Origin of the sequence: Rhodanobacter sp. FW021-MT20 (assembly GCF_041107475.1) — a bacterium.
Classification (GTDB): domain Bacteria; phylum Pseudomonadota; class Gammaproteobacteria; order Xanthomonadales; family Rhodanobacteraceae; genus Rhodanobacter_A; species Rhodanobacter_A glycinis.
Genome location: NZ_JBGBPX010000001.1, coordinates 373,673 through 387,545, shown reverse-complemented (window position 1 = coordinate 387,545; position 13,873 = coordinate 373,673). Strand labels below are relative to the sequence as shown.

General features: G+C 64.0%; 11 protein-coding genes. 8 read left to right on the top strand and 3 right to left on the bottom strand.

What is annotated here, in order from left to right:
• Nucleotides 1–62: 62 nt before the first annotated feature.
• Nucleotides 63–257 (bottom strand): YbdD/YjiX family protein, encoded by a 195-nt coding sequence (locus AB7849_RS01940; protein WP_008215244.1) that lies wholly within the window; start codon nt 255–257, stop codon nt 63–65.
• A 10-nt stretch (nt 258–267) separates the two neighbouring features.
• Entirely contained in the window at nt 268–2,358 is a 2,091-nt protein-coding gene (locus AB7849_RS01935) for a carbon starvation CstA family protein (protein WP_008215247.1), read from the bottom strand.
• Between the two features lie 164 nt (nt 2,359–2,522).
• On the opposite strand from AB7849_RS01935, the gene AB7849_RS01930 reads away from it, so the two are divergent.
• From AB7849_RS01930 to AB7849_RS01915, 4 genes are all read left to right on the top strand, one after another.
• On the top strand, nt 2,523–3,326 hold the full coding sequence (locus AB7849_RS01930) for a DUF4197 domain-containing protein (RefSeq protein WP_008215249.1): 804 nt from the start codon (nt 2,523–2,525) through the stop codon (nt 3,324–3,326).
• Between the two features lie 219 nt (nt 3,327–3,545).
• Nucleotides 3,546–4,082 (top strand): peptide deformylase, encoded by a 537-nt coding sequence (gene def, locus AB7849_RS01925; RefSeq protein WP_008215250.1) that lies wholly within the window; start codon nt 3,546–3,548, stop codon nt 4,080–4,082.
• A 102-nt stretch (nt 4,083–4,184) separates the two neighbouring features.
• Nucleotides 4,185–4,553, top strand: a complete 369-nt coding sequence (locus tag AB7849_RS01920; RefSeq protein ID WP_008215252.1) for a hypothetical protein — start codon at nt 4,185–4,187, stop codon at nt 4,551–4,553.
• A 312-nt stretch (nt 4,554–4,865) separates the two neighbouring features.
• Complete coding sequence (locus tag AB7849_RS01915) at nt 4,866–5,117, top strand: hypothetical protein (RefSeq protein ID WP_008215254.1); 252 nt, start codon at nt 4,866–4,868, stop codon at nt 5,115–5,117.
• Between the two features lie 23 nt (nt 5,118–5,140).
• Here the strand turns inward: AB7849_RS01915 and pyrF are convergent, their stop codons facing one another.
• The gene (gene pyrF, locus AB7849_RS01910) at nt 5,141–5,959 is read right to left on the bottom strand and encodes an orotidine-5'-phosphate decarboxylase (protein WP_008215256.1); all 819 of its coding nucleotides are present in this window, start codon (nt 5,957–5,959) and stop codon (nt 5,141–5,143) included.
• Between the two features lie 536 nt (nt 5,960–6,495).
• On the opposite strand from pyrF, the gene AB7849_RS01905 reads away from it, so the two are divergent.
• The 4 genes from AB7849_RS01905 to AB7849_RS01890 all read left to right on the top strand — a co-directional run bounded on the left by AB7849_RS01905 (nt 6,496) and on the right by AB7849_RS01890 (nt 13,682).
• Entirely contained in the window at nt 6,496–6,663 is a 168-nt protein-coding gene (locus AB7849_RS01905) for a hypothetical protein (RefSeq protein WP_157618197.1), read from the top strand.
• Nucleotides 6,664–6,841: 178 nt separating this feature from the next.
• Nucleotides 6,842–10,027 (top strand): TonB-dependent receptor, encoded by a 3,186-nt coding sequence (locus AB7849_RS01900; protein WP_008215257.1) that lies wholly within the window; start codon nt 6,842–6,844, stop codon nt 10,025–10,027.
• Between the two features lie 236 nt (nt 10,028–10,263).
• Nucleotides 10,264–12,663 (top strand): GH92 family glycosyl hydrolase, encoded by a 2,400-nt coding sequence (locus tag AB7849_RS01895; protein WP_037101848.1) that lies wholly within the window; start codon nt 10,264–10,266, stop codon nt 12,661–12,663.
• 152 nt (nt 12,664–12,815) lie between these two features.
• Complete coding sequence (locus AB7849_RS01890; RefSeq protein WP_037101851.1) at nt 12,816–13,682, top strand: endonuclease/exonuclease/phosphatase family protein; 867 nt, start codon at nt 12,816–12,818, stop codon at nt 13,680–13,682.
• The last annotated feature ends 191 nt before the right edge of the window (nt 13,683–13,873 follow it).

Sequence of the window (13,873 nt, the reverse complement as noted above, 5' to 3'; positions counted from 1 at the left end):
CGGCTCGGCAAAAATCAAAGGCCACGCCGAGCGTGTCGGCGTGGCCTCGGGTCAACACGGGTTCAGCAGCAGCGTCCGCCGCCCCCCTTGTATCGCGCCTCCTGCCGCTCGCGAAAGAACTCCGCGTAGGTAGGCACCGTGCGCTCGGGATGATGCTCGCGCAGGTGCTTCACGTAGACGTCGTAGTCGGGTACGCCGCAGCACAGGCGGGCGGTTTGCACCGCCCACTTGCGCACGGACTGGAAGCTCGCGTTCATCGCGTCGTCCTCAGTGGCTCGCGCCCATGGTAGCCGCCACGCTGTCCAGCGCCACGTAGGGTTCCTCGTGGGCGGTCGGGTGGTTGGTCTGCCAGGCCTTGACCAGCGCCCGCAGGCTGAACAGCACCATCGCCACGATCAGGGCCATGAACAGGCCGGTCAGCGCCATGTCCACGTAGTTGTTGGTGACGATCTGCTGCATCGCGGCCGGGGTCTTGGCCGGGGCCAGCAACTGGCCGTTCTGCAGCGCGGCCGAGTACTTGTTGGCGGCGGCGGTGAAGCTGATCGGGCCGCTGAGTTTTTCCCAGCCGGCGGCTAGCGTGCACACGATCAGCCAGATCGCCGGGATGCCCGGCACCCATGCGAAGCGCTCACGCTTGAGTTTCACCACCACCACGGTGGCCAGCATCAGCGCAATCGCGGCCAGCATCTGGTTGGCGATGCCGAACAGCGGCCACAGCGTGTTGATGCCGCCCAGCGGATCGACCGCGCCCTGGTACAGGAAGTAGCCCCACAACGCCACGCAGATGGCGGTGGCCAGCAGGTTGCCGGCCAGCGAGCTGGTTTCCTGCAGCGGCTTGTGCACCAGGCCGGCGATCTCCTGGATCATGAAGCGGCCCACGCGCGTGCCGGCGTCCACCGTGGTGAGGATGAACAGCGCTTCGAACAGGATCGCGTAGTGGTACCAGAACGCCATCATGCCTTCGCCGGGAATCACGTTGTGCAGCAGTTGGGCCATGCCCACCGCCAGCGTCGGCGCACCGCCGGCGCGGCTCAAGATGCTGTGCTCGCCCACGTCCTTGGCGGTCTGGATCAGGTCGGCCGGAGTGACCACGAAGCCCCACTGGCTGATCGTGGCGGCGGCATGTTCCACGGTGGTGCCGATGATCGCGCTGGGCGAGTTCATCGCGAAGTACACGCCCGGGTGCAGCGAGGCGGCGGCGACCAGTGCCATGATCGCCACGAAGGCTTCGCACAGCATGCCGCCGTAACCCACCATGCGCGCCTGGCCTTCATTCGCCAGCAGCTTGGGCGTGGTGCCCGAGGCGATGATCGAATGCCAGCCCGACACCGCGCCGCAGGCGATGGTGATGAACAGGAACGGGAACAGGTTGCCCTTGAACACCGGGCCGCTGCCGTCGATGAACTGGGTCACCGCCGGCAAGCGCAGCATCGGCGCGGCGAGGAAGATCGCCAGCGCCAGCAGCGCGATGGTGCCGATCTTCAGGAAGGTGGACAGGTAATCGCGCGGCGCCAGCAGCAGCCATACCGGCAACACCGAGGCGATGAAACCGTAACCGATCAGCCACCAGGCCAGCGACTTCGCGTCCATGTCGAAGATCGGTGCCAGCGTGGCCGAGTCGGCGATGTACTTGCCGCCCCAGATCGACAGCAGCAACAGCACCAGGCCGACGATCGACACTTCGAGAATGCGGCCCGGCCGCACCCAGCGCAGGTAGGCGCCCATCAGGAACGCGATCGGAATCGTCGCGGCCACGGTGAAGGTGCCCCACGGGCTGTGCGTGAGTGCTTTCACCACGACCAGCGCCAGCACCGCCAGCACGATCATCATCAGCACCAGCACGCCGATCATCGCGACGATGCCGGGGGCTGGCCCCAGTTCCTCGCGCAGCATGTGGCCCAGCGAGCGGCCGTCGCGACGCAGCGACAGGCCGAGGATCATGAAGTCCTGCACCGCACCGGCAAACACCACGCCGAACAGGATCCACAGCGTGCCGGGCAGATAACCCATCTGCGCGGCCAGTACCGGGCCGACCAGTGGACCGGCGCCCGCGATGGCGGCGAAGTGGTGGCCGAACACCACCCACTTGTCGGTGGGCACGTAGTCCAGGCCGTCGTTGCGCAACACCGAGGGTGGTGCGCGGGTGGGGTCCATCTTCAGGACGGAGTATTCGACGAACTTGCCGTAGAAGCGGTAGCCGATCACGAACACCGCGATGGCGGCGGCGACCAGCCAGATGGCGTTGATCGGCTCGCCGCGACGCAGCGCGACCACGCCGAGGCAGAACGCACCGACGATGGCGATGGCAGCCCAGAGGATCTTCCCCGCCGGACTGGTTTTGACTGTTGCACTGTGCATGAGGGATCTCCCCGGGAACTCCCCGCAAGAGTCCCCCTCCGCGTGGCAGGGGGTCAATGGCAAGAGCGTTAGCCATTGGTCGAATGCCGGTGGCGCCGGAATGGTGCCGGCAGGGCGGATCACGGCATACACTGGGTCCACCTTGACCTGCAGGAGCCCGCGTCATGCGCATCCGTCCGCGTCACCTTCCGTGCCTGATTTTGCTCGCTGCCGTCACCTTGCCGGTGGCTGCCTCGGGTACCCAGTTCAAGGACCTGCTCAACAGGGCCAAACAGGCGACTCATCTCTCCGACAATTCGCAGGCTGGCGCCAATCTGCCCACCAGCGACATCGCCGCCGGTCTCAAGGAGGCTTTGGCGAAAGGCACCACCAACGCGATCAACAGCCTGGGTCGCAACAACGGCTTCTGGAACAACCCGAAAGTACGTATTCCGCTGCCCGGCAAGCTGGAGCAAGTTGCCAGCCTGGCGCGCAAGATGGGCATGGGTGCCAAGGTGGATGCGTTCGAGTTGAGCCTCAATCGCGCCGCGGAAAAAGCCGTGCCGCAAGTGGCAGACATCTTCGGCGATGCGATTCGCAAGATGACCTTGAGCGATGCGCGCGGGATTCTCGGTGGCGGCGATCACGCGGCCACCGACTACTTCCGCCGCGTGGCCGGTCCGGCGCTCACGGCACGCATCAGGCCGATCGTGGACAAGGCCACCAACAGCGTCGGCGCCACCGAAAAGTACAAGGCGCTCACCGCCAGCACCGGTGGTGTCGGTGGCGGCGCACTGGGCGGGATGCTCGGTGCGTTGGGTGGACATCACGGAAGCAAGAGCAACAGTCCGCTGGACCTGGATGACTACGTGACCGAAAAGACCATCGATGGCCTGTTCACCACCATCGGCGAGCAGGAAAAATCCATTCGCGACAATCCCGCCGCCCGCAGCACCGACCTGTTGAAGAAGGTGTTCGGCGGCGGCTGAACGGATCGCGACGTCACATAGCGATCTGTGCAGGAGCCCGCTCGCGGGCGATGTTTTTGTTTTCCGCTTACGGGAGCGCCAGAGCAAGAGCATCGCCCGCGAGCGGGCTCCTACGGGTTCCTGCACCTGTACGGCCGGGCGTTCACGGATCAGTACGCCGGCATGACGCCGTTCCGGCTAAAGTCAACGAAGTCCCCACCCGCGCACGACGAGGTTCCGATGATTCGCGAGATCCTGAAAATGGGTGACCCGCGCCTGCTGCGCGTGGCGCCACCGGTACCCGATGCGATGATCGGCAGCGCCGAACTGGACGCGTTGATCGCCGACATGTTCGACACCATGCACGCTGCCGACGGCGTGGGCCTGGCCGCGCCGCAGATCGGCGTGGATCTGCAGCTGGTGATCTTCGGTTTCGAGCATTCCGAGCGCTATCCCGACGCGCCCGAAGTGCCGCAGACGATCCTGCTCAATCCCGCCATCACCCCGCTTTCGCAGGACATGGAAGAAGGTTGGGAAGGCTGTCTTTCGGTGCCCGGGCTGCGTGGTGCGGTGAGTCGCTACACCTTGATCCGCTACCAGGGCCTCGATCCGAAAGGCGCGAAGATCGATCGCACCGCCGAAGGCTTCCATGCCCGCGTGGTGCAGCATGAATGCGACCACCTGATCGGTCGGTTGTATCCGTCGCGCATCACCGACTTCGCGAAGTTTGGTTTTACCGACGTGTTGTTTCCGGGACAGTTGCCGGCGGACGACTGAGCAGCGTTCCGGGCTTGGCAGCATTCGGGGGGCACATGCTGACCGCTTCGCTGGACATCGGGCGGCCGGCTTTCGTGGCTTTCAAAGGGAGTCGCATCGAACATGAGCCGTTTTGACAAACCCGTGGTAGGCAGCAGCGTCGACTGGAGCGACCCCCAGTTGCAATCGCTGCTCAGCAAGACCGAAGGCTGGAGCCTGGACAATCGCGGCGTGTTTTCACCGGTGGCGTGCGAGCTGCACGTGGGCTGGGGCGCCGGCACGGGCCGGCCCGCCACGCTGGTGTTCGAGCGCGGCAAGGTAATGGTGATCGAGGCTGATTTCGTCATTCCCCGCGACGAGCATGTGCGCGTCGACCAGCTGAAGGCCGGCGTGCCTCGCTCGACCTGGGGCGTGGTGGTGGACCGGCGCACGGGACATCGTGCCGACGACCATGCCAAGGGGATCGAGGTGTACTGGGTACACGCGCGCTGAGGCCATTGGGCCGCTTGGTGGTGATCGGACCTGGTCGTGGCGTGGATCAACATGTCGCGCGTACCGCGTTTCGCCGGTGCGATCGGACGAGCGGATATTCGCGCTGGAATGATCGGCTGATCGCATGCCCCGGGTGTCGTCGATTTCAGCAGGCGCCAGCCCCCTGCCGGAAGTCGCCGGCCGGCTCACTGAACGCAGGCGAAGATTTCGGGCAAGGCAGCCAGGTATTTCGGGTTTTCGGGCATATGCAACGCGCATTGGACCGCTGCACGGCGTAGTCTGCAGGGACTGGCATGAACGAAGGTCTCCGCAATGAAAAAAGATGACGTCAACCACGTGCGGATCGTTTCAGCCGACATCAGCTCCGAATCATTGAGCGGCATGGTCATCTTCCGGCCGCACTGCGTTTCGCGCACGAGCCACGATGCCAAGGCGGTGGCGGAACGCTGGTATGCCTTGCGTCCCGGCGAAGTGCGCAGCTTTGCGCGCGCACTGCTGGATGCGGCCGATACGCTGGATCAGAAGGCCAAGTCACTGCAGGCTGCGCGGATCGTGGAGAGCTGATCGCAGCAGCTGTCGCCGATTGTTCAGCCGTGGCGGTGCCGGTTGATCGTGTCGCGTAGCGTTTGTGCCGCCGCGCGTGCCGCCGTGGCGAAATCCTCGCCACTTCCGGCATAGAGAATGGCGCGCGACGAGCTGATCATCAGGCCGGTGCCATCGGCGGTGAGGCCATGGCGCAGCACGGCTTCCACGTCGCCGCCCTGGGCACCGATGCCGGGTACCAGCAGCGGCATGTCACCGACGCGGGCGCGGACTTCGCCCAGTTCTTCCGGCCAGGTGGCGCCGGTGACCAGCGCGCAATTGCCATTCGCATTCCAGTCGCGGGCGATGGTTTCGGCCACGCGCAGGTACAACGGCGCGCCGCCGCAATCGAGTGCCTGGAAATCCGCGCCGCCGGGATTGGATGTGCGGCAGAGCAGGATCACGCCCTTGTCGGCATGATCGAGGAACGGCTGGATCGAGTCGCGACCGAGATACGGGTTCAGCGTCACCGCATCGGCCTGGTAGCGCTCGAATGCCTCGCTGGCGTAATGCTTTGCGGTGCTGCCGATGTCGCCGCGCTTGGCGTCCAGGATCACCGGTACATCCGGGTGGTGTTCGTGGATATGCGCAATCAGCCGTTCCAGCACGTCTTCGGCGCGCAAGGCGGCGAAATGCGCGATCTGCGGCTTGAACGTGCAGGCCAGGTCGGCGGTGGCATCGACAATGGCGGCACAGAAATCGAACACCGCATCCGGCGCATTTCGCAGGTGGGCGGGGAATTTCGCCGGTTCCGGATCCAGGCCCACGCAGACCAGGGTGCCATGCTCGCGCCAGCGCTTTTGCAGGGTGTCGTGGAAGCGCATCGCATGGATCTCCGGCAGGGAACGGGCCGTATAGTCTAGCGAAGCGGCCCGTTCGCGTGCTCCTTCGCCTGGCGGGTGCGTGGACGTGCCCGGGCCCTGTGCAAGGTCCCCGAAGGGTGTGTGAACTCCCGTCCAACGGGCCTATACGCGGATGTTTGCCCTGCACGGTGCCGCGGCGACGTCCGTTTCGCCGGCCGTCGGCGATGATCGGCGAAACGGTGGCTGCAGCCACTGATGGCCGTCAAGGTGGCTTCCTACGGTCATCTTCGGTGGATCAGCCCTTCGCGGATGTATCCGGTTTCCGCATGGGGTTCCGGTTTTTTTGCGCCGCAGCGTGACATCTTTCGCCGTCGGCGTACTAATTGGCTCCAGGGAGCTTAGATCGATCCAAATTTATCGTGATCCAGATCATGCCGCAGTCCGAAAGACTCGCATGGCTGGATCGGTCCGAGGTGGGGAGGGGCAGGGCACGCCGACGCGTGTCGCCATGGCCACGACTTTCCGCCAGACAGATTCGAGGAGAGGTGGAAAGCCGCATGAAACCTGAATTCGCCCGCATTTTCGCGATGGCACGCCCGGACACGACCCGTGTACGGATGTGGATCGCGATGCCTGCCGTCGCTTCCGGTGGCGCAGCGGACGACCGCCAGCGGCTTTTCCTGCACCCAGGCCGATCATTCGCCGTCGCGCAAGCGCGGTCCTGAAACATCCGGTGTCGATGCTGAGCCGCCGGAGCGCTGGTGGGTAAAATTTAGATCGATCCAACTTCATGAAAAAAGCAAGGCAACAACCGCAAGAATCACGCTTCCAGTTGCATGTGATCAAACGGGGGATCACCGCATCGAATCCGGAAGAACGCACATCAAATGGGGATCAAACAACATGACTGACCTGCTGCATGTTTCTACCCGCAAGCCGTTGTATACCGCGCTCGCCCTGGTGACCTTGTCATTCGGCGGCTATCTGGGTGTGCCCGAGGTTGCCTTTGCCGCGCAGCCCGCCACGCCTGCCGCGACGCCTGCGACCACGTCGCCGCAGACGCAGGCATCGGACAGCGCGAACGCAAAAAAGAAGGCCGGCAAGAAAAAGGGCAACGGCGCCAACAATCCGACCGAGCTCGCAGCGGTCATCGTCACGGGCTATCGCCAGTCGATCGATCAGAACCTGCAGGACAAGCGCTATTCGAACTCGATCGTCGAGGTCATCAACGCGCAGAACATATCGCAGTTCCCGGCCAAGAACATTGCCGACGCGCTGGCCCACGTACCTGGCGTGGTCATCACGCGCGAATCCGGCGAAGGCAAGACGGTCAGCATCCGCGGCCTGGCGCCTGAGCTCACGCTGACCGAATTGAACGGCAACTACGTGGCTTCGGCCGACACCTCGTCCGGCCTGACGCGTTCGTTCAATTACACCCTGATGCCGGCCAACATGTTCTCGGACATCAAGCTCTACAAGAGCCTGGAAGCACGTCTGGACGAAGGCGGCATCGGCGGCAATGTCGACTTGCGCACACGCCGTCCGCTGGAGATGGCCGCCAATGACGGTTTCGTCTCCGTCAATGGCGCGGGTGCCGACAACAACAGCAAGATCAAGCCGCAGGTATCCGCCTTGTGGTCCTGGAAAAACAAGGACGAGACGTTCGGCTTCCTGGTCGCCGGCTCGTACCAGGAGCGTCACGACACCGATTACACGGCCAATGCGTCGAGCTGGCACTGGTGGTCGAACAACTGCACCGACTACGCGAGCTGCACCGCGCCGCCGACCAACGTCAGCGGCCAGCCGTACGGGCCCGACGTGGCGCCCAACCTGGCCCTGTGGCCGGGTGGTGGCGTGGTCGACCAGTCCGGCAAGGTCTACTCGGGTTACTGGATGCCGCAGCAGTTCAGCACCAGCCAGAACCAGTTGAGCCTGAAGACCAAGGGCCTGCAGGCCACGGTGCAGTTCAAGCCCACCGACCATTTCCTGCTGACCGGCAACTACTTCCGCTTCCAGCATCAGCAGACACAGATCACCAATACCCTGGAAGTGCCCGAGTGGGGCCTGCCCAGCAACCACGATTACACCGACCAGCAAGGCCGCCTGCTTGCGCCGAACGGCCTGACTTTCGATCCGTCGGGCACCGTGGTCACCGGCGCCAATTACGTGTTGCCGCCGGCCGGCGTCGGCTGCAACGCGACGACGAATCCCAGCACCGGCGCACAGCGCCAGGCGGTGAATGTCTGCTCCACCGAGATTCCATGGCTCAACGGCAATTACTCGGTTGAAAAGGCGACGTCGCAGACCGTCAACCTCGAAGGCGAGTGGGACGGCAGTGGCAACCTCAGCGCCACGTTCAACGTCGGCCGCACCTGGGCAACCGGCGGCCCGTCGATCGAGCTGGGCATGGCCGCCAAGCCGCGCAACTTCGTCAACGGCCAGTGGGTGGACGGCAGCACCGGCGCCGCATGGACGCTGAATGGCAAGCCGACCATCATGGTCTCGCCCAACGTGTTGCAGAACATGCTGGCAGGCCAGGGACAGGTGGATCTGGGCTCGACCGGCTCCGGCATGGTCAACACCAGCACCTCGCAGAACTTCGCCCAGGCAGACTTCACCTGGGCCTTCGACGACAGCTGGATGCAATCGCTGCAGTTTGGCGTGAAGTACCGCGACAACCACGCCGAACAGCAGAGCAACGAATTGCGCTGGTACTGCAAGGGCACCACGCTGCAGTTCCAGACCTGCGACCCGAATGCCGGCCAGTTGCCGGCGGGCTTCCTGCTGCCGAATGCGCTGAATGGCAACAACGAGGCCTTCAACGACAACCTCTTCCCGGCGATCAATTTCCCGGCTTACTACAACCACCTCAACTCGACCTACGATCGGGTGCTCTACAACCACCCCGAAAACAAGTCGTCGATCCAGGAGAAGATTGCCGCGGCCTACGTCCAGGCGAACTTCGCCACGGATTCGTTGCGTGGCAATGTCGGCCTGCGTTTCGTCAGCACGCAGCAGGACCTCACGGTGGCCGACGAGATCACCACCAACAATGCGGTGTATTACCACGATGCGAGCGGCAACATCCTGATCTGCCCGGCCAGTGGCGTGAACGCCGGTGGCGGACCGTGCGCACCGGGTGACTTCCAGTATCTGCCGCGCGAACAGTCGGTGATCCAGTCGTTCACCAACGCGACCACCAGCAAGCGGTACAACAAGCTGTTGCCCAGCTTCAACATCGCCTGGACGCTGCCGAACAACTTCGTGATCCGTGCCGCCGGTTCGCAGGCGATGGCCCGCGCCAACTACACCGACCTGGCCCAGCTGGGCAGCCTGACCAACAACACGCAGGCCTACTACAACGATCGCAGCCAGTTCGGCGCACCGCCTCCGGGCTGGTACGGCAGCGGCGCCAATGCTGACCTGAAGCCGTTCACCGCCACCCAGTTCGACCTGGCGGGCGAGTGGTACTACGCGCCGGAGTCCGTCATCGGCGTGGACCTGTTCCAGAAGAAGGTGAAGAACTTCGTCGTGCCGGTCACCGTCAACAACATCAACGTGGATGTGGGCGGCACGCAGCAGAACTTCCTGCAGTACAGCACCAACGCCAATGGCCGTTCGGGCACGTCCAAGGGTGTGGAGCTCTACACGCAGCACACCTACGAGTCGGGCTTTGGCTACATCGCCAACTACACTCTCAACAAGACCAGCGAGACGCCGGTTTCGCTGGGTGATACGCAGGTGGGCAAGTCGGAGCTGATCGGCAGCGCCAAGTACGCGGCGAACGTGTCGCTGTTCTATCAGAAGAACGGCCTGCTGCTGCGTGCCTCCGAGAACTGGACGGGCCGCACCATGCAGGGTCTGTCGTCGGGTCTGCCGGTCTATACGCGGCCGTACCACCAGATCGATCTGAACGGTGACTACGAGTTCAACAAGCACTTCACGGTGACCGCGTCGATCATCAACCTGACGAAGTCCCTGGAGCGCTCCTACCTGGGTGGCGATACCTCGGCGCGACTGAACCAGCTGGAATACGCCGGACGCCAGTACTACGTGGGCGTCACGTACAAGTTTGGCGATGGCAAGTAAGTAGCAAGGCGCGGGCGCGGGGTCAGGCCCTCCCCCCTGACCTCGCGCGGATGCCGGGCCTCCCATGGGGGAGGCCCGGCATACCGGCAAGGCATCGAGCGGACGGCTCGATGAAAAATGGCCCACGTATCCCGACCCGGTCTGCGCGTCATCCGCCGCAGTCTCCGGCCGCCATGCGTCGGCTCCGGGCCCATGCATGGAGAAGGGCACACCTCCATCTTCCCACCGGAAAAACCATGAACACATCTGCAGCGAACCCCCGTTGCCGCACGTCATCGATCCGCAATCGCTCCAGCGCGTTGGCAGCCATGCTGGTGCTCTTCGCCTTGGGCGGCGCGAGTGCGATTCATGCGCATGACGACAAGGGATCGCCGCAGGCGATGCAGTCCGTCGACGAAGCCAACCCATTGGTGGGCACCGCGCCGCTGGACAAGCAGTCACTGATCGGCAATGCGCCGCCTCCGGGCGAGCCGCTGTATTCGGGCATGGATTCGCCGGGCGCGCGTTTGCCGCACAGTGCGGTCGAGGCGGCGCCGGTCAACAACAATCTCGATCTCAGCTATCCCACCGGCGTGGGCACGCCTTACTACTATCCCAACCCGACGATGATCGGTTTCACCGGCGGTGGCGGTTCGACCTACGGCGGTGGCGCCGAACCGATGATCATGCCGGTGGTGGGCGACTGGACGGTGCCGCCGGACTACGCGCAGTCGTATTACGACAAGACGCGCGAGAAAGCCTCGCCCGGCTACTACTCGGTCTGGCTCAACACATTCCATACCCGGGTCGAACTGACGGCGACGCAGTGGACCAGCCTGATGCGCTTCACCTTTCCGGCGAGCCATCGTTCCAACGTCATCATCAACCTGCGTCGCCTTGGCGGCAACGTGGAAGTGGTCGGCGATCGCACCATCCGCGGTGTCGACGCAGGCTGGCATGGCAAGCAGGGCGAGTGGTTCGTCGCCGAGTTCTCGCGGCCGTTTGCCAGTTTTGGCACGTTTCACGCAGTTCCGAGCCATGAAGACTGGGGCATTGGCGACAAGGACGTGCAGGCCAATCGGCGCGTGACATCGGGCAGTTACGCGGGCGCCTATGTGACCTTCGATACGCAGGCCGGCGAGCAGGTGCTGGTGAAGATCGCCCATGGCCCGACTGCCGCCGAAGCCGAGCAGCGACTGCACGAGGAAGACCCGGACTGGGACTTCGCCCGCGTGCACAAGCAGGCGCGCGAGGCGTGGGCGAAACTGTTTGACCGCGTCCAGGTCACCGGCGGCACGCCGAAGCAGCGCATGCTGTTCTACTCCACGCTTTACGGATCTTTCGCCAGCCCGCGACTGGTGGCCCGCAAGGGCCAGCGGTTCACCGACGTCGACGGCCAAGTCCGGGTGGCGAAGTACGACCGCTACGGCACCGTGCCGTTCTGGGATACCGGCCGCAACCAGATCGTGCTGCTGATGCTGCTTGAGCCGAAGGTGGTGCAGGACATCATGCGCTCCGAGCTCGACATGGCACGCGAACGCGGCTACATGGACACCTCGTTCCATGGCGACAATGCGGTGTTCCTGTATGACGGCGCGTGGCAGCGCGGCATTCCGTTCGACTACGCCGCCGCGTACGTCTACCTGCGCAAGAACGCCACCGACCCGAACGGGCCGCGCCATTACCTGGCCGAGTACGAAAAGAACGGCTGGATCTCCGACATCGTGCCACCGGGCAATCCCAGTCCGCCGTATGCCGGCGGCAAGGCCGGCGTCGCCACCACGCTGGAATACGCCTGGGACGATCACGCGATGGCCAACATGGCGCAGCGGCTCGGCAAGACGGCCGATGCGAAGATGTTCATGGATCGTGCCGCGAACTACCGCAACGTGTTCGACGCGTCGGTGGGTTTCATGCGCGGCAAGACCACGGACGGCAAATGGATTTCGCCGTTCGATCCCGACGAGCCGTACTACAACTTCATGTCGAAGGAAGGCTCGGGCTGGTCCACGCTGTGGTTGGTGCCGCAGGACGTGCAGGGCCTGATCGACCTGCTCGGCGGACGCGCAGCATTCAACGCCAAGCTCGATACGTTCTTCACCAAGCCCTACCGGCCCAAGGGCATCTGCCGCGATTGCACCGGCGTGATCGGGCAATACGTGCAAGGCAATCAGCCCGATCAGCAGGCAGCCTACCTCTACGACTGGAGCGGCCAGCCGTGGAAGACGCAGGCACTGGTACGGCGCATCCTCACCGAGATGTACGGCAGCGACGCCAGCGGTTACGCCTTCCCCGGCATGGATGACCAGGGCTCGACATCGTCGTGGTACGTGCTGAGCGCGATGGGCTTCTATCCGGTCGATCCGTCCATGCCTGATTACATCATCGGCAGCCCGATCTTCGACACGATGAGTCTGAAAATGGGCAACGGCAAGGTGCTCAAGATCGTCGCGCGCAACAACTCGGTCACGAACAAGTACATCCAGTCGGCCACGCTCAACGGCAAGCCGTGGACCAAGCCCTGGTTCAGTCAGTCGGACATCGCCAACGGCGCCACGCTGGTGCTCACGATGGGACCGACACCGAACAAGGCCTGGGGCGCCGACCCGGCCGATGCGCCGCCGTCGATGACGGCGCAGGGGCATGTCCGTCAGTGACCTGACATCTTCCGCGAGTAGGAGCCCGCTCGCGGGCGATGCTCCTGCTCTGGCGCTCCCGCGAGTGGAAAGAAAGGCATCGCCCGCGAGCGGGCTCCTACACTGGCGGAAGACGCTCTCCATCTCGCTTTTTCTCCACAAGGAGCTGCACCATGCGTCTATTGCCGCGACTTTTCCTGATATCCGGACTCGCGCTTGCTTCGGGCATGGCCTGTGCCGTGCTGCCGCCGGGCACGCATGACCTTCGTGTCATGACTTTCAACGTGCGTTACGGCGAGGCCAAGGACGGCATCAATGCGTGGCCCAAACGCCGCGACCTGATGGTGCAGGTGATCCGCTCGGAGCACCCCGACATCCTGGGGACGCAGGAGCTGCTCTCGCCGCAGGGCGACTATCTGCAGCAACACCTGCCCGGCTACAAGTGGTTTGGCATGGGCCGCAACGGCAACGAGATCGACACGAACGACAACGAGCACATGGGTGTGTTCTACGACACCACGCGCCTGAAAGTGCTCAAGTCGGGCAACTTCTGGTTTTCCGATACGCCGGACAAGCCGGGCAGCATGAGCTTCGGCCAGCCGATGCCGCGCATGGTCACCTGGGCGGAATTCCAGGACTTGCGCAGCGGCAAGACGTTCTACTACTACAACACGCACTTCCCGTATCAGGATGGCGCCCGGACCGACGCGATCCGCGAGCGCTGCGCCGCGGAAATCCGGAAACGCCTGGCCAAGCTGCCGGCGTCACTGCCGTTCATCCTGACCGGCGACTTCAACACCACGCCCGACAGCAAGACGCATGCCGTGTTGACCCAGGTTCTGCACGACGCGCGCATCTCGGCGCCCCGGCATGAAGGCCCGGAAGGCACCTTCCACGGTTTCACCGGACATGCGACCAACCGCATCGACTGGATTCTCTATCGCGGCGTGAAAGCCGACGACGTCCGCACCATCACCACGCACCATGGCAAGGTCTATCCGTCCGACCACTTCCCCGTGGTCGCGGATTTCAGCTGGTAGGGGTCGGCATCATCACGCTGGCCTGCATCCCTTTCCCGCAGGAGGGGACAGCGTGCTCGAAAACCATGCAGGAGCGCACCCTGTGCGCGAATGCTCTTGGCTTCGCTCAGACACCAGAGCATTCGCGCACAGGGTGCGCTCCTACAAAAACGGTCGTTACAAGCGGGTGTGCAGAAGGGGGAGTATTTGCT